Source organism: Pseudomonas sp. LAP_36, assembly GCF_019456785.1.
GTDB classification, from domain to species: domain Bacteria; phylum Pseudomonadota; class Gammaproteobacteria; order Pseudomonadales; family Pseudomonadaceae; genus Aquipseudomonas; species Aquipseudomonas tritici.
Genome location: NZ_JAHZMS010000001.1, coordinates 511,190 through 536,596, shown reverse-complemented (window position 1 = coordinate 536,596; position 25,407 = coordinate 511,190). Strand labels below are relative to the sequence as shown.

General features: G+C 59.1%; 28 protein-coding genes. 11 read left to right on the top strand and 17 right to left on the bottom strand.

Annotation, left to right across the window (positions count from 1 at the left end; genetic code table 11):
* Positions 1–122 precede the first annotated feature (122 nt).
* Entirely contained in the window at positions 123–1,229 is a 1,107-nt protein-coding gene (locus JBO08_RS02535) for an NADH:flavin oxidoreductase/NADH oxidase (RefSeq protein WP_065880097.1), read from the bottom strand.
* 126 nt (positions 1,230–1,355) lie between these two features.
* Positions 1,356–3,257 carry a potassium transporter Kup gene (locus JBO08_RS02530; protein ID WP_220074549.1) on the bottom strand — a complete coding sequence of 634 codons (1,902 nt, stop codon included), beginning with the start codon at positions 3,255–3,257 and terminating at the stop codon, positions 1,356–1,358.
* A 412-nt stretch (positions 3,258–3,669) separates the two neighbouring features.
* On the opposite strand from JBO08_RS02530, the gene JBO08_RS02525 reads away from it, so the two are divergent.
* From JBO08_RS02525 to tsaA, 7 genes are all read left to right on the top strand, one after another.
* Positions 3,670–3,993, top strand: coding sequence for a type II toxin-antitoxin system RelE/ParE family toxin (locus JBO08_RS02525; RefSeq protein WP_220074550.1), 324 nt, complete (start codon positions 3,670–3,672; stop codon positions 3,991–3,993).
* The gene (locus tag JBO08_RS02520) at positions 3,990–4,325 is read left to right on the top strand and encodes an addiction module antidote protein (protein ID WP_049709725.1); all 336 of its coding nucleotides are present in this window, start codon (positions 3,990–3,992) and stop codon (positions 4,323–4,325) included. The genes JBO08_RS02525 and JBO08_RS02520 overlap by 4 nt, the downstream gene beginning before the upstream one ends.
* A gap of 180 nt (positions 4,326–4,505) precedes the next feature.
* Entirely contained in the window at positions 4,506–5,846 is a 1,341-nt protein-coding gene (rimO, locus tag JBO08_RS02515; protein ID WP_046384502.1) for a 30S ribosomal protein S12 methylthiotransferase RimO, read from the top strand.
* Between the two features lie 97 nt (positions 5,847–5,943).
* A complete protein-coding gene (locus JBO08_RS02510) occupies positions 5,944–6,417 on the top strand; it encodes a GNAT family N-acetyltransferase (RefSeq protein ID WP_065872497.1) in 474 nt (157 codons plus the stop codon).
* Between the two features lie 71 nt (positions 6,418–6,488).
* Positions 6,489–7,199, top strand: a complete 711-nt coding sequence (locus tag JBO08_RS02505) for an rRNA pseudouridine synthase (RefSeq protein ID WP_065872498.1) — start codon at positions 6,489–6,491, stop codon at positions 7,197–7,199.
* A 68-nt stretch (positions 7,200–7,267) separates the two neighbouring features.
* Positions 7,268–7,729 (top strand): DUF1456 family protein, encoded by a 462-nt coding sequence (locus JBO08_RS02500; protein WP_049709728.1) that lies wholly within the window; start codon positions 7,268–7,270, stop codon positions 7,727–7,729.
* 3 nt (positions 7,730–7,732) lie between these two features.
* On the top strand, positions 7,733–8,428 hold the full coding sequence (gene tsaA / locus JBO08_RS02495) for a tRNA (N6-threonylcarbamoyladenosine(37)-N6)-methyltransferase TrmO (RefSeq protein WP_065872499.1): 696 nt from the start codon (positions 7,733–7,735) through the stop codon (positions 8,426–8,428).
* Positions 8,429–8,575: 147 nt separating this feature from the next.
* Here tsaA and fpr read toward each other — a convergent pair whose 3' ends face one another.
* Positions 8,576–9,355: a ferredoxin-NADP reductase gene (gene fpr / locus JBO08_RS02490; RefSeq protein ID WP_003189055.1), complete on the bottom strand. Its 780-nt coding sequence runs from the start codon at positions 9,353–9,355 to the stop codon at positions 8,576–8,578.
* Between the two features lie 125 nt (positions 9,356–9,480).
* Here fpr and JBO08_RS02485 point away from each other — a divergent pair, with 125 nt between their 5' ends.
* A complete protein-coding gene (locus JBO08_RS02485) occupies positions 9,481–10,407 on the top strand; it encodes a LysR family transcriptional regulator (protein WP_049709730.1) in 927 nt (308 codons plus the stop codon).
* A 3-nt stretch (positions 10,408–10,410) separates the two neighbouring features.
* Here the strand turns inward: JBO08_RS02485 and JBO08_RS02480 are convergent, their stop codons facing one another.
* The 3 genes from JBO08_RS02480 to JBO08_RS02470 all read right to left on the bottom strand — a co-directional run bounded on the left by JBO08_RS02480 (position 10,411) and on the right by JBO08_RS02470 (position 12,471).
* Positions 10,411–10,773: a diacylglycerol kinase gene (locus JBO08_RS02480; RefSeq protein ID WP_003172176.1), complete on the bottom strand. Its 363-nt coding sequence runs from the start codon at positions 10,771–10,773 to the stop codon at positions 10,411–10,413.
* A gap of 75 nt (positions 10,774–10,848) precedes the next feature.
* Complete coding sequence (gene erdR, locus JBO08_RS02475; protein WP_220074551.1) at positions 10,849–11,499, bottom strand: response regulator transcription factor ErdR; 651 nt, start codon at positions 11,497–11,499, stop codon at positions 10,849–10,851.
* Between the two features lie 252 nt (positions 11,500–11,751).
* Complete coding sequence (locus tag JBO08_RS02470; protein WP_065872501.1) at positions 11,752–12,471, bottom strand: tRNA-uridine aminocarboxypropyltransferase; 720 nt, start codon at positions 12,469–12,471, stop codon at positions 11,752–11,754.
* A 179-nt stretch (positions 12,472–12,650) separates the two neighbouring features.
* On the opposite strand from JBO08_RS02470, the gene JBO08_RS02465 reads away from it, so the two are divergent.
* Entirely contained in the window at positions 12,651–13,091 is a 441-nt protein-coding gene (locus JBO08_RS02465; protein WP_049709734.1) for a PA3611 family quorum-sensing-regulated virulence factor, read from the top strand.
* Between the two features lie 291 nt (positions 13,092–13,382).
* Positions 13,383–14,495 carry a TIGR00730 family Rossman fold protein gene (locus JBO08_RS02460; protein WP_065890139.1) on the top strand — a complete coding sequence of 371 codons (1,113 nt, stop codon included), beginning with the start codon at positions 13,383–13,385 and terminating at the stop codon, positions 14,493–14,495.
* 220 nt (positions 14,496–14,715) lie between these two features.
* Here JBO08_RS02460 and recX read toward each other — a convergent pair whose 3' ends face one another.
* The 11 genes from recX to JBO08_RS02405 all read right to left on the bottom strand — a co-directional run bounded on the left by recX (position 14,716) and on the right by JBO08_RS02405 (position 22,495).
* Positions 14,716–15,183: a recombination regulator RecX gene (recX, locus tag JBO08_RS02455; protein ID WP_220074552.1), complete on the bottom strand. Its 468-nt coding sequence runs from the start codon at positions 15,181–15,183 to the stop codon at positions 14,716–14,718.
* 8 nt (positions 15,184–15,191) lie between these two features.
* A complete protein-coding gene (gene recA, locus JBO08_RS02450) occupies positions 15,192–16,250 on the bottom strand; it encodes a recombinase RecA (RefSeq protein ID WP_048720087.1) in 1,059 nt (352 codons plus the stop codon).
* 84 nt (positions 16,251–16,334) lie between these two features.
* Complete coding sequence (locus tag JBO08_RS02445; protein ID WP_065945367.1) at positions 16,335–16,835, bottom strand: CinA family protein; 501 nt, start codon at positions 16,833–16,835, stop codon at positions 16,335–16,337.
* 81 nt (positions 16,836–16,916) lie between these two features.
* Positions 16,917–17,387 (bottom strand): lysis system i-spanin subunit Rz, encoded by a 471-nt coding sequence (locus tag JBO08_RS02440; protein ID WP_065880099.1) that lies wholly within the window; start codon positions 17,385–17,387, stop codon positions 16,917–16,919.
* Positions 17,375–17,932 carry a glycoside hydrolase family 19 protein gene (locus JBO08_RS02435; RefSeq protein ID WP_065872505.1) on the bottom strand — a complete coding sequence of 186 codons (558 nt, stop codon included), beginning with the start codon at positions 17,930–17,932 and terminating at the stop codon, positions 17,375–17,377. The genes JBO08_RS02440 and JBO08_RS02435 overlap by 13 nt, the downstream gene beginning before the upstream one ends.
* Positions 17,933–18,262: 330 nt before the next feature.
* On the bottom strand, positions 18,263–18,919 hold the full coding sequence (locus JBO08_RS02430; protein ID WP_139113185.1) for a DUF1983 domain-containing protein: 657 nt from the start codon (positions 18,917–18,919) through the stop codon (positions 18,263–18,265).
* Between the two features lie 68 nt (positions 18,920–18,987).
* A complete protein-coding gene (locus JBO08_RS02425; RefSeq protein ID WP_065945366.1) occupies positions 18,988–19,950 on the bottom strand; it encodes a hypothetical protein in 963 nt (320 codons plus the stop codon).
* Positions 19,951–19,961: 11 nt separating this feature from the next.
* Positions 19,962–20,147, bottom strand: coding sequence for a zinc finger domain-containing protein (locus JBO08_RS02420; RefSeq protein WP_083207058.1), 186 nt, complete (start codon positions 20,145–20,147; stop codon positions 19,962–19,964).
* Positions 20,148–20,283: 136 nt separating this feature from the next.
* Positions 20,284–20,799 (bottom strand): hypothetical protein, encoded by a 516-nt coding sequence (locus tag JBO08_RS02415; protein WP_065872507.1) that lies wholly within the window; start codon positions 20,797–20,799, stop codon positions 20,284–20,286.
* Positions 20,800–20,820: 21 nt separating this feature from the next.
* Entirely contained in the window at positions 20,821–21,165 is a 345-nt protein-coding gene (locus JBO08_RS02410) for a phage holin family protein (protein WP_065872508.1), read from the bottom strand.
* A gap of 595 nt (positions 21,166–21,760) precedes the next feature.
* A complete protein-coding gene (locus tag JBO08_RS02405) occupies positions 21,761–22,495 on the bottom strand; it encodes an XRE family transcriptional regulator (RefSeq protein ID WP_005785382.1) in 735 nt (244 codons plus the stop codon).
* 210 nt (positions 22,496–22,705) lie between these two features.
* Here JBO08_RS02405 and mutS point away from each other — a divergent pair, with 210 nt between their 5' ends.
* On the top strand, positions 22,706–25,297 hold the full coding sequence (gene mutS, locus JBO08_RS02400; protein WP_065872509.1) for a DNA mismatch repair protein MutS: 2,592 nt from the start codon (positions 22,706–22,708) through the stop codon (positions 25,295–25,297).
* The last annotated feature ends 110 nt before the right edge of the window (positions 25,298–25,407 follow it).

Genomic DNA, 25,407 nt, shown 5'->3' with positions numbered 1-25,407 from the left:
TTTTAGAGTATTAACTTAAATAATTGCTTAGGTAACAAATACCTACAGACATATCCGACACCTGCGCGCGTAAAAAACCCACCGGGTCAGGGTGGGTTTCAGTCAGCGAGTCCAACAGCGGATTAATCGCGCAGATCAGACTCATGAATCGGCTGGTCGCGATGGGTCGCCCTTTGATACTGCGCCGGCCAAATCGCCTTGCGACCGCCCAGGTCGTCGTCGGCATGCAGCGGCCAGTAAGGGTCACGCAGCAGTTCACGCGCCAGGAAGATGATGTCGGCCTGGCAGGTGCGCAGGATGTGCTCGGCCTGGGCCGGCTCGGTGATCATGCCAACGGTGCCGGTAGCCATGCCCGACTCTTTGCGCACCCGCTCGGCGAAACGGGTCTGGTAGCCCGGGCCGGTAGGGATCTCGGCGTTAGCGGCCGTGCCACCGGACGATACGTCAATCAGGTCCACGCCAAGGTCTTTCAGGCGACGCGCCAGTTCCACGGTTTCGTCCGGGTTCCAGCCATCTTCCACCCAGTCGGTGGCCGACACCCGCACAAACAACGGCAGCTCCTGGGGCCAAGCTTCACGCACGGCCTCTGTGACCTGCAGCACCAGGCGGATACGGTTTTCAAACGAGCCGCCGTACCTGTCCTGACGCTGATTGCTGATCGGCGACAGGAATTGATGCAACAGGTAACCATGCGCTGCGTGGATTTCCACCACTTCAAAACCCGCGGTCAACGCACGCTTGGCGGCGGCGACAAAATCGGCGATCACTTGTTGGATCTGCCCCTCATCCAACTGCTTGGGTTGAGTGTGCTGAGGATCGAAGGCAATCGGCGAGGGCCCTACCGGCACCCAGCCGCCCTCCTCCGCCTGGACACTGCCGTGCTTGCCGATCCAGGGCCGATGGGTGCTCGCCTTGCGCCCGGCGTGAGCCAATTGAATGCCGGCCACAGCGCCCTGTGCCGCAATAAAGCGCGTGATGCGTCGCAACGGTTCGATCTGTGCGTCGTTCCACAAGCCCAGGTCCTGAGCGGTGATGCGGCCATCAGCGGTGACAGCGGTGGCTTCGGTAAAAATCAGCCCCGCACCGCCGACCGCACGGCTGCCAAGGTGTACCAAGTGCCAATCATTGGCCAGGCCGTCGACCGCCGAATACTGGCACATCGGCGAGACCGCGATGCGATTGAGCAGGGTCAATTGGCGCAGGGTATAGGGTTCGAGCAGCTGACTCATGGCGCACCTCTTCTGGGTTCTATGGGCACTGTTCAACAGTGCTTAGAGCCTAGTCGACAACGGTGGAATGCACAGGGTTCAGAAAGAGAAGCGGGAGCCGATTGCCGGCTCCCGTGTTGCAAAAGCTTACATTTCGACCTGGGTACCCAGCTCGATCACCCGGTTTACCGGGAGTTTGAAGAAGCGCAGGTTGCCGTTGGCATTCTTCAACATGAACGCGAACAACGCCTCGCGCCAGCGCGCCATGCCCTTGATGCGAGAGGCGATCACCGTCTCGCGGCTGAGGAAGTACGTGGTGCGCATCGGGCTGAAGTCCAGGTCATCCAAGTGACACAACTTCAGCGCTTCAGGCACGTCCGGCTCGTCGGTAAAACCAAAGTGCAGGATCACCCGGAAGAAGCCTTCGCCGTAGGCATCCACTTCGAAGCGCCGTGCCGCCGGTACGCGAGGAATGTCCTCATAGACCACCGTCAGCAACACCACTTGCTCATGCAACACCTGGTTATGCAGCAGGTTGTGCAACAGCGCGTGGGGCACAGCGTCCGGGCGCGCGGTGAGGAACACGGCGGTGCCCTGGACCCGATGGGGTGGCTGCACGCGGATACTGCTGATAAAGATCGGCAGCGGCAGGCCGCCTTCGTCGAGACGCTCCACCAGCAATTGTTTGCCGCGCTTCCAGGTGGTCATCAGCACGAACAACACAATCCCCGCCAAAACCGGGAAGGCGCCGCCCTGGATGATCTTCGGCACGTTGGCGGCGAAGTAGAGCCCGTCCACCAGCAGGCAGCAGACCAAGACCGGTACTGCCAGGATCGGCGGCCATTTCCACAGCAGCAACATCACCGCCGACACCAGGATGGTCGTCATCAGCATGGTGCCGGTTACTGCCACGCCGTAAGCCGACGCCAATGCGTTGGAGGATTCGAACCCCAGCACCAGCAGGATCACGCCCACCATCAGCGACCAGTTCACCGCGCCGATGTAGATCTGGCCCTGCTCGGCACTGGAGGTGTGCTGGATATGCATGCGCGGGATGTAGCCCAGTTGGATCGCCTGGCGCGTCAACGAGAACGCACCGGAAATCACCGCCTGGGACGCAATCACCGTGGCCAGGGTGGACAACACCACCAGCGGGATCAACGCCCAGCTGGGTGCCAGCAGGTAGAACGGGTTGCGCGCGGCTTCCGGGTCACCCAGCAGCATCGCGCCTTGGCCGAAATAATTGAGTACCAGCGCCGGCAGCACCAGGATGAACCAGGCGCGGGCAATGGGTTTGCGGCCGAAGTGGCCCATGTCGGCGTACAGTGCTTCGGCGCCGGTCAGTGCCAGCACCACCGCGCCAAGGATGGCCACGCCAATGCCCGGGTGAGCCTGGAAGAAGCGCACGGCCCATACCGGGTTCATGGCGTGGAGCACTTCAGGGTGCTGGACGATGCCATACACGCCGAGGCCACCCAACACCAGGAACCACGTCACCATCACCGGTCCGAACAGCTTGCCGATGTGGTCCGTGCCGTGCTTCTGGATCAGGAACAACGCCACCAGCACAACAAGGGCGATGGGCACGACCCATTTTTCCAGGCCGTCGAACGCCAGCTCCAGGCCTTCAACCGCGGATAACACCGAAATCGCCGGTGTGATCATGCTGTCGCCGTAGAACAGCGCCGCGCCGCACAGGCCACACACCACCAGGAAGCTGCGCAGCTTCTTGCGCTCCCCCGCCGCCCGTCGCGCCAGTGCAGTCAGAGCCATGATGCCGCCCTCGCCCTGGTTGTCGGCGCGCAGCACAAACAGCATGTATTTGATCGAGACGACCCAGATCAGCGACCAGAAGATCAGCGCCAGGATCCCCAGCACACCGTCATGGTTGACCTGAACCCCATAGCCGCCGTTGAACACCTCTTTAAGGGTGTAGAGCGGGCTGGTCCCGATATCGCCGTAAACCACCCCGACCGCTGCCACCAGCATGCCAATCGGCTTTGCGGTGGAATGCTCGGCGCCTGCCGCCGGACTACTTGCCTGACCCATCAACCACTCCTGCCCTTATGACCTGCGGTCTTTATAAACAACGCCTCTAATCTGACCCTAGCATGCGCTGTTTTACTTCTCGTAACAGACGTTTTATTGACCTTAGGATTTTACCTACGCGCAACGGCGCGAAGCATAGCGCAGCACTCGTCGCTTTTCGCTGTTCAAGTGATTCAGGTGTCGGTTTATGCAGTGAGTAAAAGATGACACGGCACTTTGGAGCCTTTCTGCCTGCATTGATCACATTTAAGACCGACCGTATATTTTGGCCCGGCTCAGTCGTGGTGCCTAAGCGGTGTGAGCGGGAACTCTTTGGCCGGCTTACCTGATCAATAAAACATGCCCCTGCATGACCCGCGCTATCGATATAGAAACTCAATCATCGACCTGTCTCTTTTAAGGTACATTCCTCATGTACGAAGTGAAACACGTGCTGTCAGCCAACGGCGTGGATATCTACCAGGCTTGGCTAGACACCGTGCAAGACACGCGTTCAAAAGCCAGGATCACCACCCGAGTGGACCGAGCCTCCCTTGGTCACTTTGGCGTTACCGAGCCGGTGGGTGATGGAGTCTTTGAGATGAAACTCGACTTCGGTCCTGGGTTTCGCGTGTATTACGCCATCCAGGATCGAAAGATTGTTTTCCTGTTGGGCGGTGGTTCAAAGGCCAGACAGCAGCACGACATCGATCAGGCCAAGGTTCTCTGGAAATCTTACAAGGTGCAGCAAAAATGACCATTCGTACTCGCTCTCATGAAGATAGCGTTCTTGAAATGCTCCGGGACGACGAAGCATTTGCCCTCGAATATCTATCTGTCGCGCTTGAGGAAATCGATGAAGCGGGTGGTGAGGACGCCTTCCTTGTCGCTATCCGTCGAGTGGCGGAAGCGCGTGGCGGAATGCTCAGCTTGTCGCAGAACACAGGGCTCAATAGAGCAAATCTCTACAGATCCATCGCCGTCGGCGGCGACCCCAAGCTCTCCACTCTCCTGAAAGTGCTTCAGGCGTTAGGTGTGGGCATGTCTAAAGTTGTATCGCACCGCACAGAGCAAGACGTCCGGGCTTAGCGGTGTGAGTGCTGGGCGAATAACCCAGCGCAGCACTCGTCGCTTTTCCCTGCATAAAGCTGGTCAAGTGCGCTGCCCGTCGCTAGAATTGCGCACTTTTTGATCAGAGGCACACTTCAAGTGCCCATCCGTTGTCTCGTCGTGCACGACCGGCAGCGTCATTCAATACCGAGGTTAGACATGTCCACCACCATCGCAAAAGCCAACCCCAAGGTTGGCTTTGTTTCCCTGGGTTGCCCGAAGGCTCTGGTTGACTCCGAGCGCATCCTTACGCAACTGCGCATGGAAGGCTATGACGTTGTGTCCACCTACCAGGACGCTGACGTGGTGGTGGTCAACACCTGCGGCTTCATTGACTCGGCCAAGGCAGAGTCGCTGGAAGTGATCGGCGAAGCGATCAAGGAAAACGGCAAGGTCATCGTGACCGGCTGCATGGGTGTGGAAGAAGGCAATATCCGCAATGTGCACCCAAGCGTGCTCGCGGTGACCGGCCCGCAGCAGTACGAGCAGGTGGTCAACGCCGTGCACCAGGTGGTGCCGCCACGCCAGGACCACAACCCGCTGATCGACCTGGTGCCGCCGCAAGGCATCAAGCTGACCCCGCGCCACTACGCGTACCTGAAGATCTCCGAAGGCTGCAACCACAGCTGCAGCTTCTGCATCATCCCGTCGATGCGCGGCAAGCTGGTCAGCCGCCCGGTGGGTGACGTACTGGACGAGGCCCAGCGCCTGGTCAAATCCGGCGTGAAAGAGCTGCTGGTGATCTCCCAGGACACCAGCGCCTACGGCGTCGACGTGAAATACCGCACCGGCTTCTGGAACGGCGCGCCGGTGAAAACCCGCATGACCGAACTCTGCGAAGCCTTGAGCAGCCTGGGTGTGTGGGTGCGCCTGCACTACGTTTACCCGTACCCGCACGTGGACGAGCTGATCCCGCTGATGGCCGCCGGCAAGATCCTGCCGTACCTGGACATCCCGTTCCAGCACGCCAGCCCGAAAGTGCTCAAGGCCATGAAACGCCCGGCATTCGAAGACAAGACCCTGGCGCGCATCAAGAACTGGCGCGAGATCTGCCCGGAGCTGATCATCCGTTCGACCTTCATCGTCGGCTTCCCCGGCGAAACCGAAGAAGACTTCCAGTACCTGCTGGACTGGCTGACAGAAGCCCAACTGGATCGCGTCGGCTGCTTCCAGTACTCACCGGTTGAAGGCGCCCCGGCCAACCTGCTGGACCTGGCCGTAGTGCCGGACGACGTCAAGCAGGACCGTTGGGAGCGTTTCATGGCGCACCAGCAGGCTATCAGCTCGGCGCGCCTGCAACTGCGCATCGGCAAGGAAATCGAAGTGCTGATCGACGAAGTCGACGAGCAAGGCGCGGTTGGCCGCTGCTTCTTCGATGCACCGGAAATCGACGGTAACGTGTTTATCGACGATGCCAGCGGCTTGAAGCCGGGTGACAAGGTCTGGTGCACCGTGACGGACGCCGACGAGTACGATTTGTGGGCTGAAAAGCGCGACTGATCGGCGACAAAATCAAAAGCCCTGCATCTGATCAAGATGTGGGGCTTTTTTAGGTCTATCGTTTGCCCATCGCCCCTCACTGGCAGGAAGCAGCGGCATGCGTCAGCATTCGGTTATCCATACCCCCAAAACCAGCGATTATCAAAAACTGACTGAAATCTGGGAGTCCTCAGTGCGGGCCACCCACGATTTTTTGCCGGAGAGCTACATCGAGCGACTGAGGCATCTGGTGCTGACGCACTATTTGGACACAGTGATGCTGATCTGCACCAAGGACTCGCATCAATGCATCACCGGGTTCGCTGGCGTGGCCGCGGGCAAGGTCGAAATGCTGTTTATCGACCCGCAGCACCGGGGCCAGGGCCTTGGCCGGCAATTGCTGCGCTATGCCATTGAACGCATGAACGCCGACGAACTCGAGGTGAACGAACAGAACCCCCAGGCCCTGGGCTTTTACCTCAAGCAAGGCTTCGAGGTGGTCGGACGCACGGAGCATGATGGCCTGGGCCAGCCTTATCCGTTGCTGCGTCTGCGTTTGCGCCAGGCGCAACAGCAGTCCCGCCAGGGTTAAATGAAATGGGGCCGGGATTAACCGGCTCCAGGCAGGTACAATAGCCGCCCCCTTTTGTTACGGCCCTTGTCATGACTGACCCCATACGCCTCTCCAAACGCCTTATCGAACTGGTCGGTTGCTCCCGTCGGGAGGCTGAGCTGTTCATTGAAGGCGGCTGGGTCTCGGTGGACGGTGAAGTGATCGACGAGCCGCAGTTCAAGGTCACCACCCAGAAGGTCGAACTCGACCCCGAGGCCAAGGCCACCGTGCCCGAGCCGGTGACCATCCTGCTGCACGCCCCTGTCGGCGTGGATGCCGAAACGGCCATGGCGTCGATCAGCGCCGAAACACTCTCGGAAGAACATCGCTTCAGCAAGCGCCCGCTCAAGGGCCACTTCCTGCGCCTGACCGCCAGCGCCGACCTGCAAGCCAAGGCCAGCGGCCTTCTGGTGTTCACGCAGGATTGGAAGATCCTGCGCAAGCTGACCGCCGATGCCGCCAAGATCGAGCAGGAATACGTGGTGGAAGTCGAGGGTGACATGGTTGCCCACGGCCTCAACCGCCTGAACCACGGCCTGACCTACAAAGGCAAGGAGCTGCCGGCCGTCAAAGCCAGCTGGCAGAACGAAAACCGCCTGCGTTTTGCAATGAAAAACCCGCAGCCGGGCGTGATTGCACTGTTTTGCGAAGCGGTTGGCCTCAAGGTCATCGCCATTCGTCGTATCCGCATCGGCGGCGTGTCCATCGGCAAAGTGCCGGTTGGCCAATGGCGTTACCTGTCCGGCAAAGAGAAGTTCTAAGCCGCTCCCCTATTATCGACACCGCCTGCCTGGGCGGTGTCCACCGTTGAAAACCAGGATTGCCCACCATGATTCACAATGACGTACTGCGCAGCGTGCGCTACATGCTCGACATCAGCGACAACAAAATGGTCGAGATCACCAAGCTCGGCGGCATGGACGTAACCAAGGAAGACCTGCTGACCTACCTCAAGAAAGATGAGGAAGAAGGCTTCGTGTTCTGCCCGGATGAAGTCATGGCGCACTTCCTTGATGGCCTGGTGATCTTCAAGCGCGGCAAGGACGAAAGCCGTCCGCCGCAGCCGATCGAAACCCCGATCACCAACAACATCATCCTCAAGAAGCTGCGCGTGGCCTTTGAACTGAAGGAAGACGACATGCACGCCATCCTCAAGGCGGCCGAGTTCCCGGTGTCCAAGCCTGAGTTGAGCGCGCTGTTCCGCAAGTTCGGCCACACCAACTACCGGACCTGCGGTGACCAGTTGCTGCGCAACTTCCTCAAGGGCCTGACGCTGCGGGTTCGTGCGTAAGCCATGAATTACCATGTCTCGCCCGTCGGTTTCGTGCGCTCCTGCTTCAAGGAGAAGTTCGCGATCCCGCGCCAACCGCAGCTGGCACCCGCCGCTCGGGGCGTGCTGGAATTGGTGGCGCCGTTCGACGGGGGTGAGGCGGTGCAGGGCCTGGAGCAGGTCAGTCATGTGTGGCTGCTGTTTCTGTTCCACCAGGCCCTGGAAGACAAGCCACGCCTGAAAGTGCGCCCGCCGCGCTTGGGTGGCAACACCTCCATGGGCGTGTTTGCTACCCGCGCGACCCATCGCCCCAATGGTATTGGCCAGTCGGTGGTGAAACTGGACAAGGTCGAGCCAGGACGGTTGTGGATTTCCGGGATAGACCTGCTCGACGGCACGCCGGTGCTGGATATCAAGCCATATGTGCCGTATGCCGACATTGTCGACACGGCCACCAACGGGATCGCCAGCGCTGCGCCGCAGCTGATTCCCGTGCAATGGCTGAAGACTGCGCTGCATCAGGCGCAAAGCCATGCTCAGCGCTTGGATGAGCCGTTGGTGGCGTTGATTGAGCAGTGCCTGGCGCAGGACCCACGGCCGGCGTATCAAACGCCGGGGCCGGAGCGAGAGTATGGCGCGCAGTTCTGGGACGTGGATGTGCGTTGGCACTACCCCGAGGCTGGGCTGATTTGTGTGTTGGAAGTGCTTCCAGCCAGCTAAACGCCGAAAACAACTGTGGGAGCTGCTTCTGTGGTAGCTGGCTTGCCTGCGATGCAGACGCCTCGGTCATTCAGTTGAACCGAGGTGATGCTATCGCAGGCAAGCCAGCTCCCACAGAAACCAGCTCCCACATTTTTTGATCTGTGTTTATTTCTCGACGAACGCTCGCTCGATCAGGTAATCACCCGGCTCACGCATGCGTGGCGACACTTTCAGGCCGAAGCTGTTCAACACTTCACTGGTTTCATCCAGCATGCTCGGGCTGCCGCACAGCATGGCGCGGTCGTCCTCGGGGTTGATCGGTGGCAGACCGATGTCGCTGAACAACTTACCGCTGCGCATCAGGTCGGTCAGGCGGCCTTCGTTTTCGAACGGCTCGCGGGTCACGGTTGGGTAGTAGATCAACTTGTCACGCAGGGCCTCGCCGAAGAATTCGTTCTGCGGCAGGTGCTCGGTGATGAATTCGCGGTAAGCGACCTCGTTGACGTAACGCACGCCGTGGCACAGGATCACTTTTTCAAAGCGCTCGTAGGTTTCCGGGTCCTGGATCACGCTCATGAACGGAGCAAGGCCGGTACCGGTGCTGAGCAGGTACAGGTGTTTGCCCGGCTTCAAATCGTCAAGCACGAGGGTGCCTGTCGGTTTTTTGCTGATGATGATCTCGTCGCCTTCCTTCAAGTGCTGCAATTGGGAAGTCAGCGGGCCATCTGGCACCTTGATACTGAAGAACTCCAGATGCTCTTCCCAGTTCGGGCTGGCAATGGAGTAAGCGCGCATGAGCGGGCGGCCGTTGGGCTGTTGCAGGCCGATCATCACGAACTGACCGTTCTCGAAGCGCAGGCCCGGATCACGGGTGCACTTGAAGCTGAACAGAGTGTCGTTCCAGTGATGAACACTGAGGACACGCTCGTGGTTCATGTTGCTCATGTACGGGGAACTCCTGGAAATGGGTCTGCGCCAAAGGTGTAGATGCGCAATTGCACAGCATTCTAATGGCGGCGACAATATCTGTTAACTGGATTATTAAGATAAGGGTTATCGGTTATATCGATATGCGATTTACTCTCCGTCAACTGCAAGTCTTCGTCGCCGTCGCCCAGCAGGAAAGCGTCTCACGCGCTGCTGGCCTTCTGGCCTTATCTCAATCCGCCGCCAGCACCTCGATCACCGAGCTGGAGCGTCAATCCAGCTGCCAATTATTCGACCGCGCGGGCAAGCGCCTGAGCCTCAACGCCCTCGGTCATCAGCTGTTGCCCCAGGCCGTGGCGCTTTTGGACCAGGCCAAGGAGATCGAGGACCTGCTCAACGGCAAGTCCGGCTTTGGCTCCCTGGCGGTCGGCGCCACCCTGACCATCGGAAATTACCTGGCCACACTGCTGATCGGCAGCTTCATGCAGCAACATCCCGAGAGCCAGGTGAAGCTGCATGTGCAGAACACTGCACATATCGTGCACCAAGTCGCGCACTACGAAATTGACTTGGGTCTAATCGAAGGCGACTGCAGCCACCCGGACATCGAGGTGCAAACCTGGGTGGAAGATGAGCTGGTGGTGTTTTGCGCGCCGCAGCATCACTTGGCCAAGCGGGGCGTGGCGACCATGGCAGAGTTGACTCATGAAGCCTGGATTTTGCGCGAACAAGGCTCGGGCACGCGCTTGACGTTTGACCAGGCCATGCGCCATCACCGCAGCGCGCTGAATATCCGCCTGGAGCTGGAACACACTGAGGCCATCAAACGAGCTGTGGAGTCAGGGTTGGGGATTGGCTGTATTTCCCGGCTGGCGCTGCGTGACGCGTTCCGCCGTGGCAGTTTAGTACCCGTGGAAACCCCGGACCTGGACCTGGCCCGGCAGTTCTACTTCATCTGGCATAAACAGAAGTACCAGACCTCAGCGATGCGCGAGTTCCTGGAGCTTTGCCGCGCCTTTACCGCTGGGGTCCAGCGCAGCGACGAGATCGTGCTGCCGAGCATTGCCTGAGCCTTAGATCAGGATCACAGCCCACACCAGCGTGATCATGGTCAGCGCGACAAACTGCGCAGCGCTGCCCATGTCCTTGGCGTTCTTCGACAGCGGGTGGCGGTCCAGGGAGATGCGGTCGATGGCGGCTTCAACCGCCGAGTTGAGCAGCTCGACAATCAGGGCCAGCAGGCACACGGCGATCAACAACGCGCGTTCGACGCGGCTGACATTCAGGAAAAAGCTCAGCGGGATCAGGATGACGTTCAGCAACACCAATTGGCGGAATGCTGCCTCGCCCGTGAAAGCCGCGCGCAGGCCATCCAGGGAATAGCCACCTGCGTTAAAGATACGTTTGATACCGGTTTGACCCTTGAAAGGCGACATAGACGTAGGCAACTGAACCAAAGAAGTGGGGAAACTAGATCACGCCAAGTCAAAAAAGCGTGAACCGCTGAACGCTTAATGCTGCGAAATTGACTCAAGTTGTTGCAGGAGCAATGCCGCCTGGGTGCGCGTACGCACGCCCAGCTTGCGGAAGATCGCCGTGACATGGGCCTTGATGGTCGCTTCCGATACGCTCAGCTCGTAAGCAATCTGCTTGTTCAACAAACCTTCGCAAACCATGGTCAGCACACGAAACTGCTGCGGCGTCAGGCTGGCCAGTCCATCGCGGGCGGCCTTGGCTTCGTCGGACACGTTAATTTCTTCAAACGCTTGCGGCGGCCAGGACACATCGCCATCCAGCACGGTGCGCACGGCTTTCTGGATATCTTCCATGGCACTGGACTTGGGGATGAAACCGCTGGCGCCAAACTCCTTGGAGCGCACCACCACATCGGCGTCTTCCTGGGCCGAAACCATCACCACGGGGATCTGCGGGTATTGCCCGCGCAACAGCACCAGCCCGGAAAAACCATAGGCGCCGGGCATGTTCAGGTCGAGCAGCACCAAGTCCCAGTCGGACTTTTCGGCAAGGCAGGCTTCCAGTTCGGCAATGCTGGCCACCTCGACCAGGCGCACGTCCGGGCCAAGGCCTAGGGTCACGGCTTGATGCAGCGCACTGCGAAACAGCGGGTGGTCATCGGCTATCAGGATTTCGTATGTGGCCATTGATTAAATGATCCTGTTTTTTATGGGAGTCCTGATGGGTTCAGGGCTCGCCAGTACACAAGGCGGCAGCCAGGCAGCTGTCGCCACAGGGCACGCTCAACGTCAAAAGCACCTGAAACGACGTCGAAAATTCACGGTTGCACCCCAATCGGCGCTCAGCATGCCCAGCGTAGCCTGGGGGGTCAAGCACTACGCCCACGGGCATTTTAGCGACGTGCGGGTTTAGGGGGCCATCATGCAAACGTCGTGTGGCTATCCCGCGTGTATATAGGGCGCAAGACGAGTATGGACGATGTCCGTCGGGTCCAGGGGTAACTGGAATTTGGCCGCCAGGTAATGCGTGCTGAACACGTCGAGGTAGGCATCGAGTACTTCGCAGGCAGCCTGGTCATCGGCCAGTTCAAGGCACAGGGCGGCGACTTCGGCGGTGCAAAAATGATCATCACGCTTGGACCGGCGCAGTTTGTAGCGCGACAGTTGCTCCGGCGCCAGGCTGAGTACCGGCAAATGCTCAAGGTAGGGGCTTTTGCGGAACATCTTGCGTGCTTCACTCCAAGTGCCATCCAGTAAGATGAACAACGGGCGCTTGCCCTCCTCCACCTTTACTTCGCTGACCACGCGCTCGGGCGCCACAAATTCACCGGGGAACACGATGTAGGGCTGCCACTGCGGGTCGGCCAACAAGGTGAGCAAGTCCGGATCGACTTCGGTGCGCGACCAGGCGAATGCGGTGGTGTCCTCGATTACGTCGGCGATCAGCCAGCCGGTGTTGCTGGGCTTCATCGGTTCCACGTCATGCATCAGTAGACACATGGCAGATCGGGCCTCGACCTTGGGGCGCCAGGCACACAGACAGTATTGCGGGATAACCCGGCAACCGGGGCAGCGTTCGGCACGCGAGCCACGATTGAGGAACGGCCGCACGGCGCGAGCCAGACGTTGGGTACGCAGGCGGGAGACGGCGTGGCTCATCGGATGCGCCGGTGAAACGAGTAAATCGACACGGTGGAAACTCGTGGGAGGCTGAAGTGGCCGCAGTTTACCAGCGATACGCCTGGCTGTAGTGGCAAGGGCTCACCTATAATTGCGCGCCACTGAACGCACAGCCCAGTGGCTGGTCTATGCACCAGTAACCGAATCAGGAGAGTTTCATGCTGCGTTCCATGCTGCGTCTTGTCGCCCCATCCGTCGCCCTCGCGCTGGTATTGCCCGTGTGCGCCCAGGCGGCCTCGCTGCTGGAGGCCCAAATGAACAGGAAGCTGCAAAGCGTCGCGGCTGAGAGCAATAAGGACCTGCCCCGGGAAATCGACGAAAAAACCCTGGAAGTGGCCTACACCGTTGAAGGCATGCAACTGATCGATCACCTGAGCGTGATGTCCGACCGCGCCGAACAGATGCGCGCCAACCCCAAAGCTGTGTACTTCCAGCTTGGCCAAAGCGTATGCCTGAACAAAGGCTACCGCGAGCTGATGGCCAAAGGTGCAGTGATGCGCTACGAAATCACCGAGAACAAGACCAACCGTCCCGTGGCGTCGGTCAAATTCGTTGAAGCAGATTGCCCGGCACCGGCTGCGGCGAAAAAGAAAAAGTAACTGTTTTACCTTCGCGCGCTGCTGTCCGGCAGCGCGCACTCCCCCCGCGTCAACTCCTTCCAGGCAACCAAGTGCCCTATTGAGCGACCAATAAGTGGTTGCCAGCCAAGGGTTTTTCGGCCCATGATCAAGTCATTCCAGCCATTTATTCTCAGCATTTTTCATGCTGTTCTGTAACATTTTCAGGGCAAAAGAAGGTTGCCCCCTGCGGCAAGCAGCGACACATGCAGTGTCGTAGCCTCCGGCGAACCTCTCGTCGGCCACCCGGGCCCTGCAAGAAGGAGACGTTGAATGCCTTACGAACCGAATGACCGCCTGCTTCGACATTTTGAAGAGAATGGGGCCGACCTCACGCAGCAGGTCGAAGCTCAACTACAACTGATCGCTCCCAACAGCCCGAATATCCCCCTGTATCGCGACATGATCCTCACCGTGCTGCGCATGGCTCAGGACGACCGCAACCGCTGGAACGCCAAGATCACCCTCCAAGCCATCCGCGAATTGGACCATGCCTTCCGCGTGCTCGAACAGTTCAAGGGCCGCCGCAAAGTGACAGTGTTCGGCTCGGCACGCACCCCGGTGGAAAGCCCGCTGTACGCCCTGGCCCGCGAAGTCGGCGCAGCGCTGGCACGCTCGGACCTGATGGTGATCACCGGCGGTGGCGGCGGCATCATGGCCGCCGCCCATGAAGGCGCCGGCTTGGAACACAGCCTGGGGTTCAACATCACCCTGCCGTTTGAACAGCATGCCAACCCGACCATTGATGGCACTGAGAACCTGCTGTCCTTCCACTTCTTCTTTACCCGCAAGCTGTTCTTCGTCAAGGAAGCCGACGCATTGGTGTTGTGCCCAGGCGGTTTCGGCACGCTGGATGAAGCGTTGGAAGTGTTGACCCTGATTCAGACCGGCAAGAGCCCGCTGGTACCGGTAGTGCTGTTGGACGCGCCAGGCGGCGGGTTCTGGCAGGGTGCCCTGGACTTCATCCGCAGTCAGTTGGAAGCCAACCGCTATATCCTGCCTACCGACCTCAAGCTGGTACGCCTGGTGTACAGCGCCGAAGAGGCAGTGGAAGAGATCAACCAGTTTTATGCCAACTTCCACTCCACGCGCTGGTTGAAACGTGAGTTTGTGGTACGCATGAATCATCCGCTCAGTGAGCGGGCATTGGCCCATTTGCAGAGCGAGTTTGCCAGCTTGCGGCTGAGTGGGGACTTCCAGCAGCTCGGGTATACCGGCGAGGAACATGATGAGCCGAGGTTCAGCCACTTGACGCGACTGGTATTCAACTTCAACGGGCGCGATCAGGGCCGGCTGCGGGAACTGGTGGATTACATCAATTTGCCGGAGAACTGGGCACAGGCTCAGGGGAAGGCTCAGCAGCGGGTGGCGCCGGAGCCGGCGTGATTTTTTAAGCAAAAAAAAAGGCCCACTATTTTCATAGTGGGCCTTTCTTATGGCGGCTTAGGTATCTACACAATATTGTAGTGAGCGGGCTTGTCCCGCGCTGGGTGGCAAAGCCACCCCAATAAAGACACTGCCAAGTTCCAGATAAAACCAAGTCGCCTGGTTTGGGGCGGCTTCGCCACCCAGCGCGGGACAAGCCCGCTCACTACACCAACTGTGTTCAGTCGTCCATATCCCGACCGCTCAACAAGCGACTGATCATCTCCATCGAAAACCCGCGATAACTCAGGAAGCGTCCCTGCTTCGCACGCTCTCTGGCATCAATCGGAAGATGGCCAGAAAACTTGCGCCGCCAGGTGTCTTCCAACTGTGCCTGCCAGCTGATACCGCACTCACGCAGGGCAAGGTCGATATCCGCACGCTGCAATCCACGTTGGCTCAGTTCTTCGCGAATACGCGCCGGGCCATAGCCGGAGCGGGCTCGATAGGAGACAAAACTTTCGAGGTAACGGGCTTCTGAAAGCAGCCCCTCTTCCGTCAAACGGTCGAGGGCAGTTTCGATCATCTCGGGTTCCGCGCCGCGCTGACGCAATTTACGCGTCAGCTCGACTCGACCATGCTCGCGTCGAGCGAGCAGGTCCATCGCGGTGCGCCGAACAGCGACGAGTGTATCCAGTGCAACTGTCATCGTTTGCTTCAGATATCAGTGTCGGCTTCTTCCACTTCTTCAACCGGCTCGCGGTTGGCGGCAGCTTTCACGTCTGGCGCTGGGGTCAGCAGCTTGTCGCGGATCTGCTTCTCAAGCGTGGCGGCGATGTCCGGGTTGTCTGCCAGGAACTTGGCCGAGTTGGCCTTGCCTTGGCCGATCTTGCTGCCGTTGTAGGCATACCATGCACCGGATTTTTCGACGAAACCGTGCAGCACGCCCAGGTCGATCATCTCGCCGTTCAGGTAGATACCCTTGCCGTAGAGAATCTGGAACTCAGCCTGACGGAAAGGCGGAGCCACCTTGTTCTTCACGACTTTAACGCGGGTTTCGCTACCCACAACCTCGTCACCTTCTTTCACCGCGCCGGTACGGCGGATATCCAGACGGACCGAAGCGTAGAACTTCAACGCGTTACCACCGGTGGTGGTTTCCGGGCTGCCGAACATCACGCCGATCTTCATACGGATCTGGTTGATGAAGATCACCAGGCAGTTGGCGTTCTTGATGTTACCGGTGATTTTACGCAGCGCCTGGGACATCAGACGGGCTTGCAGGCCCACGTGCATGTCGCCCATTTCGCCTTCGATTTCAGCCTTGGGAACCAGGGCAGCCACGGAGTCGACCACGATCACGTCGATGGCGTTGGAGCGCACCAGCATGTCGGTGATTTCCAGGGCTTGCTCACCGGTGTCCGGCTGGGAAACCAGCAGGTCGTCAACGTTGACGCCCAGTTTGCCAGCGTATTCAGGGTCCAGTGCGTGCTCGGCGTCGACGAACGCGCAGGTGGCGCCCATTTTCTGCGCCTGGGCAATCACCGACAGGGTCAGGGTAGTTTTACCGGAAGATTCAGGACCGTAGATTTCAACGATACGGCCTTTTGGCAGGCCGCCAATGCCGAGCGCGATGTCCAGACCCAGAGAGCCAGTGGAAATAGCCGGGATCGCCTGACGGTCGTGATCGCCCATACGCATTACGGCACCCTTGCCGAATTGACGTTCGATCTGACCCAGGGCCGCAGCCAAGGCTTTCTTCTTGTTGTCGTCCATTAAAGTCCTCACGTAATCAATAAGGCCGGGGCGGCCAACACCTGTATAAGTAGACAGTATTGTTCCACAAAGATCGGAGATCGCCTACCCCTGATTTTCTATTTCTGCTGCAGCTCGTCGCAACAACCCCTCTAGCGCAGCCTTTACCGTTTGTCGGCGGACCTCGTCGCGGTTGCCAGGGAAGTGTTCCAGTTCGGCCGTGACGTCCTCGCCCACGCCAAAGGCCAGCCAGACAGTGCCCACCGGTTTGTCCCGGGAACCGCCATCCGGCCCCGCCACACCGCTGACCGCGACGGCAAATCGCGCCAGGCTCTTTTCCTGTGCGCCACGCACCATGGCTTCCACCACTTCCTGGCTGACGGCGCCAACTTTTGGAAACAACGTTTCCGGCACATTCAATTGCCGCGTCTTCTGTCGATTGGAATAGGTGACATAACCCGCCTCGAACCAGGCAGAACTCCCCGGAATCCGCGTGATAGCTTCCGCGATACCGCCGCCGGTGCAGGACTCGGCAGTGGTGACATGGGCGTTGAGCACCTGTAGACGGCGACCCAGTTCAGCAGCCAGTTGAGTGATTTCCTTCACGGTCGTCTCCAGACGTAGGCGGGGGTTTGCCTACCCTACAGGAGCCAATCGCACGCGCAAGTGACGGACTGTCTCAAGAAGCTAGCGGGCGACGGCGCGCACGTACGCCTGACAGGCGCGCAAGGCGATCAGGGCGTTATCACCGTCGTCGGTGATCCCGATAATTCGCTGAGCATGCGCCGGGTCAAGTCGGGCTCGCGGGGCTGCATGAACCACGCCGCCGGGGGGGGTGGTGGCTGGCACTGAACAGTCACTGGAAGCGTCGAGAAGGACTGACAACCGCACATCAGCAGTGGCCAGCCGATCGCGCAGAACAGCCTGGTGATGGTGCGCATCGCTCAACTCCCGAGCATGTTGTGTGTCGCTGGCGCTGAGTTGTTGCTCCAGGGCCAGCCGTTGCTCTTGCTCAAACTGTTGCTGGTGCAGAGCGGCCTGGATCTGTGTTGCCGACAAATGTTCAATCCGCGCCGAGTACCGCCATGCCTGCACCTGCCAGACAACTGCCACCAGCAGGCCCACGCCTATCAGCCGGCACACATTTAGGAAACGCATAACACCGCCTTCGCCCGCGCCCACAGCCGCAGGCGATCCTCCAGCCCATTGAGCCCGCCGTTGATGCGCCGCGTGATGGTGGTGAACTGCCCCTTGTCAGCCAGCTCGTTCAGGCCATTGCTCTGCCAGAACCAGCCGGCCGAGGCGGCGGCCCATTGGGGCAACTCGAGCAGCATCGGCTCGCGCAACAAACGGTCATCGCCGAACAATGCCCGGCTGCAGGCCAGATAATTGTGACTACCGGTAATCTGGATCAGCCCCCTGCCCCGGTATGCCTGGCCGTCGCCATCGGCTTGCGGGGTATTGCCCAGGCGCGCGGCCAACGGGCCGGTGTCGTACCTGCTCAGGTACGCATCACTGCCCAGTTCGCGCACATGGCGCAACTCGGCGGATTCGTGGCCGACCTGGGCGAGGAAGGCGGCGATGCGTAGTGGGCGGTCGATCTCGTAGCGAACGAACGCTGCATTCAGGGCGGTTAAAAACAGGCCCGCACGCGCACGGGCGCCAGGCATCACCTGAAGCAGTTGGGGAAGCGTCATGAGCATGGGTTTGACTCTTGGTGATCACGCCATCTTTGTAGGCAATGGTCGTCATTGGCACACCATCTGGCGGGTGTGTGCATCTGCGTGGCCGTGGAGCAACACCACAGACCACCAGCAACACAGTGCCGGTACCACCATCGCCACTTCATAGAGAAAAGTGGCCGAGGTACGACCTGTACAAATAAGTCAGCTCCAGCAGAACTCCCAGCTCGGAGCAATGGGTGTGGTGGAGTCGAAAACGAAAAGGCTCGCTCAGTGGCAGGCCGTGAATTAGCGTGAACGCCAGAGCAGTCCGCCCTGGCGAAGCTCGGAGCGGATCACCTCTTTGACCTGTTAGTCCAGGTTAAACTCGAAGCCCTCAAGCTCGCCCATGCCAAAACCGGCTGCGTATGGTCGGCCATATGAGCCTAACTTAACTCGAATAGACCAATTCGCTGCGAGACTGTTGTCGATTGTTGCGTCAGAGATGGTGGCCTCGTTGATATAGGCCCTTGCGTCATCAACCTTGAAGGGATCAGGCGGTTCAGGATCTGGCTGGTCCAGCTTGCCGATCATGTACCGTACAACACCATCGTGGATGACAGTCGTCAAGCCGTTCTTGATGCTGACCCGTGTACCGGCAACCTTAGCCTTCTCCAGGCGATCGGCCAGCTCTTCTTCTGTTTCGAGTCGGGCGTAGGTTAGGAAGAGGCGGGAATTGAACGACTCATCGCCGTAGCTCGCATCGAACTCTTCGAATTCGGCGACATGGCGATACCGCTCGGGGAGCTTCTGCAGCTCGGCCTGCATGAACTGGAGCAGGTTGGCGGTATTCTTGGGCAGGTCGTACTTGCTCCAGCTGGCCACTTCGACCGACACCATCTGACGCTCTGGCGCATTGGCCGCGCTGCCGCGGGTGCAAGAGTTAATCTCGAACTCACCGGTGACGGTATTGAGCTTCCAGCCGGAAACGCCCGGCACGCAGTTGCTGGACTGGATAGTGCCGGACATTTTCCTTGCCTCATAACGAGAAAAGCCCAGCGCGACGGCTGGGCTCTATTACGCAAGGAGATAGAAGATCATGGAGTCCAGTAAGCAATCTTGCCGCCTGCACCAACAGCTACAAAATTGCCGTTGCCGTAGGCGACGCTCCGGATATCGGTTCCTGCGAAAGTGTTGACTTGCTGAACCCAGCCGATCCCATCCTCGGAAACGGCTGTCTTGCCGCCGTCGCCGACAGCTACATACTTGCCATTACCGTAAGCAATGTCGCGGATGATGGTTCCACCGAAACTGGTATCTTCAACAGCAGTCCAGTTAAGCCCATCGGATGAATATGCCATCTTGCCATCCGCACCAACGATAAACATTTTCCCGTTGCAAAGCTTCATGGAAAGGATGGTGCTAGTGCCGAAGGTGCTGGTTACGGTCGAGAATGATTGCGAATCATTTGTCGCCATCTTCACAGCGCTAAGCAGCTTCCCATTCGATCCCGCAACCAACACAAAAACGCCAATGACGTTGACGCAGTACACTGTCTCGCTAGAAGTGAAGGTCGTAGTGCGCTCCACCTGGCCTGACCAATCACCATAACGGGAAAAGACTTTACCGTTAGACCCAACCAGTATCCAGGTCGTGTTGCTGCCGTTAATTGGCTGATAATACACAACGCCTTGCAAGTCTCCGGACGCGCGAACAGTTGCCGTAATGTCTGTCCAAGCCCTTTCAGGGCGTGCTGTGCTGCCGTAGGCCACATTGCCGGATTGAGAAAGGGCTTGAAGCTGTGTCCCAAGACCGTTCCAGTACAGGTCGTTGAGGACCTTTCCGCTATCAGAGGTGACGACGTCCTTAAGCTTGGTCCAAGCTGTACCAGTCGCGCCTCCGCTGACAAGCTGAGTGGTTGTGGGAAGACCGTTGCCACCAGCCGCATAAAACTTGCCGTCCCCAAAAACCACGCGCCTAAGCATGCCGGTGTTATCCACCGGTTGCACTTGGGTCCAAAGATCTTGCAAGGTTTGAGACGCCGAATTTGCGTTTTCCATTTTAAACTCCGTTACTTAGCTGATTTAAGTTCAGGCCTCTGTATTGGGCGTATGGCGCTCATGGGCGATTGCTCGAGGCTCGTGGCCTTCACATGATTCAGCGTCCCACATCGGGAACATTTGATCTGGAGCTCTGTAAACCCACCCGTACGGGCGAGAAGTCTTTTGCAGTTACCGCATCTGAATTCGTTCAACATCTGCAAGTCCGTTTATTTATCTGCCAAGCCCCCTCCCGCTCGTGCGAGCAGTGGGGGCCTTGGCTGGCTTGGAAGCTACTGTTGCGATCTGGCAGTATCGAGACCAGGCCGAGGCTATCCCGTAGCAATGCATGGACTACTCCTGCAACGGGCGGTATTGATCCGGATCGTCGATATTCGTGACTTCCCAGGTGCGGGCAAACAGCGGTTTACCTGTGGGATCTTCGAGCAGTGACGGGCCGAGATAGAGGTTTTGGGTGAAAGACACGCTCCAGGTGTCGTAGTCCGTTTCCGCGCCGGTGAGTGCGGAAGGTGCCGCGACAATCGCGGTGGGCAAATCGCACTGATCGGGCGGCAGGCCCCAACGGTTATCCAGGGCCAAGTCCATCAATTGGCTGGCCAGGTCGCAGGCGTCAAAGGGCGCAGCCCCGCTGGCGACCATGGCCTTGAGTGAAACTGACAAAGCGTGTGCCTTGCGCCCGGCAAGGGAGCGAACGCCCGGGCCGTTGCGCTCCACGCTGATCAAAATCCCGGTTTTATCTCCTGTTCCGGAGAAGTCCTGGTGGTTGCCTACTAGCAGTTGTGGGAAAGCGCTTTTCAGCGCGTCCGCAATCGCCACGGGCAGTTGGGAAGGTTTTTCGAGAAGTGTCATCTGCTTGCATCCTTGCAGCCGTTACTGCTGATCCGGGCGAGAGTTCGGGGGCTCGTTGACCCCAATGCGCTTGGCAGCCCAGCGTTCATAGAGGCCGATGGCCACGTCCGCGCCGGCCATGGCGGTCAGGCAACCAATGGCGCCGGAGGTCCAGATCGACATGCCGGCGGCATAGCACAGCATCAACGCCGATACCCCGCAGACCATGCACGCCCCGGACCGCAGCGCCAGGCGCCGGATCAGCGACCAACCGCGAGCGCCCTCCTTGTCGGCACGCCACATTTCGCCGGACACCCCACCCACCAGGGCCAGTGCGATCACCAGCCAGACAGGCATTTCCGCTAACACTTGCTGCTCGTTTGTCATGTCACGCCTCCTGGCTGAGCCTGCCGGCAAGGGGCCGGTATCTGGGTAAATCCATTTATAGGTAGGCATTCCAAAAAGCCCGGTTGCCCGGGCTTTTCAGTAATGCGGTCCCGCTTCGAACTGTCGGCGCTACTGGCGCGGTACGGTTCTTTCCTCAATGTTTTTCCGACCACGATCCCTGTCTGCCGGATAACTGCTTCTGGTGCTTTACGCTGCACACCCGGGTCAGTTGCCAACCCTCTGAACCGTTAAGGCCGGTTCATCGCTGCCTGTTCTTGTAACGTGATGAAACTAAAGAGCGTCGGCATCCTTGCCGGTGTTACTTGGCGTCCCTGCCATCGCTCAGATGGCATCCTTGCCGATGTTGCGTGCCTTCCTTGTCTTCCTTGGCAGCATCCTTGCCGCCTCCACCAGACCATGTTGGCTGGCTTGAGATGGAGAATATGCATGTATGCATATACAGTCAATGCATAAATGCATTTATTTCTGCGCATAAAATGCACAGATGCATTTGAAGCCCTGCAGGCAAAGGCTTTGTCGTTTTTCAGACGAAAAAAAACCCACTCGTTGGTGGGCTTTGTCTTACAGAGGACGGTTAACGGGCGTACATGCCCCACCAGAATACATGGCCGAGGATGCTGATCTGCTCATCCTGGATATCCTGAAAGCTGTAGTCCTCGTCCGGATGCTCATCCCGGTTGAAACTGCGCAGGCGAATCCCGGAAGGCAGGCGGTAGAGCTGTTTAACCCGCAGTTGGCCGTTGTGATTGATGGCATACAAGTCGCCATCGACGATGTCACCAATGCCACTCTTGCCCGCATTCACCCCGACCGTCGCGCCATCACGCAACACCGGTAACATGCTGTTGCCGCGCACCGTCACACACTTGGCCTGGTCGAACTGCACACCGTTATGCCGCAGGCTGCGTTTGCCGAATCGCAGGCTGGCCTTCTCGCTTTCCTCGATGACGAATCTTCCTGATCCAGCAGCCAATTCAACCTCGCGCAAAAAGGGGATCGACACCTCGTCATCATTAACGGGCGTGTCGTCGTCCCACAGGCTTATGTCCTTGAGTTCCGAATGCATCGGGTCGCGCCCGTCATCGCGCAAAGCCCCCACCGCCGCGCGGCCGCGCAGTTGGTCGGTGCTCACGCGGAAGTACTCGGCGATGCGCGAGATGTGCTTGTCCGACGGATCAACGATCTTGCCGCTGAGGATCCGGGACAATGTGGATTGAGGCACGCCAGTGCGCCGGTGAAGCTCCGTGGGGGAGATCCGGTCGCGGTCCAGCAGCTCTCTTAAGACGATAGAAACGTTGCGTTTTTGCATAACGGGGATAGTGACGGGAGTTTTTGGGGTTGGCAAATGCTAATTTGCATTCTTATGCATAAATCATGCATTTACCGGGCCGACCTACCTATATTGATGTGAACTGCGAACCCCCAACCTCGCGTGTTAACCTTGCGCCCATTGCAAAATCAGCCGGGCCGAGTGCCCCACCTTTGCCCCATCACTTTCAACGAATTTGCCTATTACCCAATGAGTAAAAACACCTCCGATCTGTCCTCCCACACCCCGATGATGCAGCAGTACTGGCGCCTCAAAAACCAGCACCCTGATCAGTTGATGTTCTATCGCATGGGCGACTTCTACGAGATCTTCTACGAAGACGCGAAGAAGGCCGCCAAGTTGCTGGACATCACCCTGACCGCGCGTGGGCAGTCGGCGGGGCAGTCGATTCCGATGTGTGGGATTCCTTACCATTCGTTGGAAGGCTACCTGGTCAAGCTGGTGAAACTGGGCGAGTCGGTGGTGATCTGTGAGCAGATCGGCGATCCGGCCACCAGTAAAGGACCGGTTGAGCGTCAGGTGGTGCGCATTATTACGCCGGGGACGGTGAGTGATGAAGCGCTGCTGGATGAGCGTCGCGATAACCTGATCGCCGCGGTGCTGGGTGATGAGCGTCTGTTCGGGCTTTCGGTGCTGGATATCACCAGTGGCAACTTCACTGTGCTGGAGATCAAGGGCTGGGAGAATCTGCTGGCGGAGTTGGAGCGCATCAATCCGGTGGAGTTGTTGATTCCGGATGATTGGCCGAAGGACTTGCCAGCGGAAAAACGTCGTGGGACCAAGCGTCGTGCACCGTGGGATTTTGAGCGCGATTCGGCGTTGAAAAGTCTGTGCCAGCAATTCTCGGTGCAGGACCTCAAAGGCTTCGGCTGCGAAACCCTGACCCTGGCCATTGGTGCTGCCGGTTGCTTGCTTGGCTATGCCAAGGAAACCCAGCGCACGGCCCTGCCGCATTTGCGTAGCCTGCGCCATGAGCGTCTGGACGACACAGTTGTGCTCGACGGTGCGAGCCGTCGCAACCTGGAGTTGGACACCAACCTGGCCGGCGGACGCGATAACACCCTGCAATCGGTGGTTGACCGTTGCCAGACCGCCATGGGCAGCCGTTTACTGACCCGCTGGCTGAACCGTCCGTTGCGGGACTTGAGCGTGCTGCAAGCGCGTCAGTCGTCTATTACCTGCCTGCTGGACGGCTATCGCTTTGAAAAGCTGCAGCCGCAGTTGAAGGAAATCGGCGATATCGAGCGCATTCTGGCGCGGATCGGCCTGCGTAACGCACGCCCGCGTGATTTGGCGCGTCTGCGCGACGCCCTCAGCGCCTTGCCGCAACTGCAGGTCGCGATGACTGAACTGGATACGCCGCACCTGCAACAGCTTGCGGTAACCGCTGGCACCTACCCGGAACTGGCGGCGCTGTTGGAAAAAGCCATCATCGACAACCCGCCCGCGATCATCCGCGACGGTGGCGTATTGAAGACCGGTTACGACAGCGAGCTGGATGAACTGCAATCCCTGAGCGAAAACGCCGGGCAGTTCCTGATTGACCTGGAAGCCCGCGAAAAAGCCCGCACCGGCCTGGCCAACCTGAAAGTCGGCTATAACCGCGTGCATGGCTACTTTATTGAGTTGCCCAGCAAGCAGGCCGAGTCGGCACCTATCGACTATCAACGTCGCCAGACCCTCAAAGGCGCCGAGCGTTTTATCACGCCGGAGCTGAAAGAATTCGAAGACAAGGCACTGTCCGCCAAGAGCCGCGCCCTGGCTCGGGAAAAAATGCTCTACGAAGCGTTGCTGGAAGACTTGATCAGCCAACTGGCGCCGTTGCAGGATACCGCCGCCGCCCTGGCCGAACTGGACGTGCTGAGCAACCTGGCCGAACGTGCGCTGAACCTTGACCTGAACTGCCCGCGTTTTGTCAGCGAGCCGTGCATGCGTATCGTGCAAGGTCGCCACCCTGTTGTAGAGCAGGTGCTGACCACGCCGTTCGTCGCCAACGACCTGTCGCTGGACGACGACACCCGCATGCTGGTCATCACCGGTCCGAACATGGGCGGTAAATCCACCTATATGCGTCAGACCGCCTTGATTGTGTTGCTCGCGCATATCGGCAGTTTTGTCCCGGCCGCGAGTTGCGAGCTGTCACTGGTTGATCGCATTTTCACCCGGATCGGTTCCAGCGATGACCTGGCCGGTGGCCGTTCGACCTTTATGGTGGAAATGAGCGAAACCGCCAATATCCTGCACAACGCCACCGAACGCAGCCTGGTATTGATGGACGAAGTGGGACGCGGCACCAGCACCTTCGACGGCCTGTCCCTGGCCTGGGCGGCGGCCGAGCGCCTGGCGCATTTGCGCGCCTATACGCTGTTCGCCACCCACTATTTCGAACTGACCGTTCTACCGGAGAGCGAACCACTGGTGGCCAACGTGCACTTGAACGCCACCGAGCACAACGAGCGCATCGTGTTCCTTCACCATGTGTTGCCGGGGCCTGCCAGCCAGAGTTACGGCCTGGCCGTGGCACAACTGGCCGGTGTGCCGAACGACGTAATCACCCGCGCTCGCGAGCACCTCAGCCGGCTGGAAACCACGGCGCTGCCCCATGAAACCGTGGTCACCAGCGCTGCCAAAGCCTCCAACAAGCCAGCCGCGCCGCACCAGAGCGATATGTTCGCGAGCCTGCCCCATCCGGTACTGGATGAGTTGGCAAAGCTTGACCTGGACGACTTGACGCCGCGAAAAGCGTTGGAATTGCTCTATGCACTGAAGACACGGGTCTAACGCAGACGCTTGCAAGCTGATATTATCTCGCGCGGTTTGGGATGCTGCGGGCTTTTAGCCTGGCCTGCAGACTATCGCTCCCGAACCTCGCGGACCCCGCCATAAGGGGT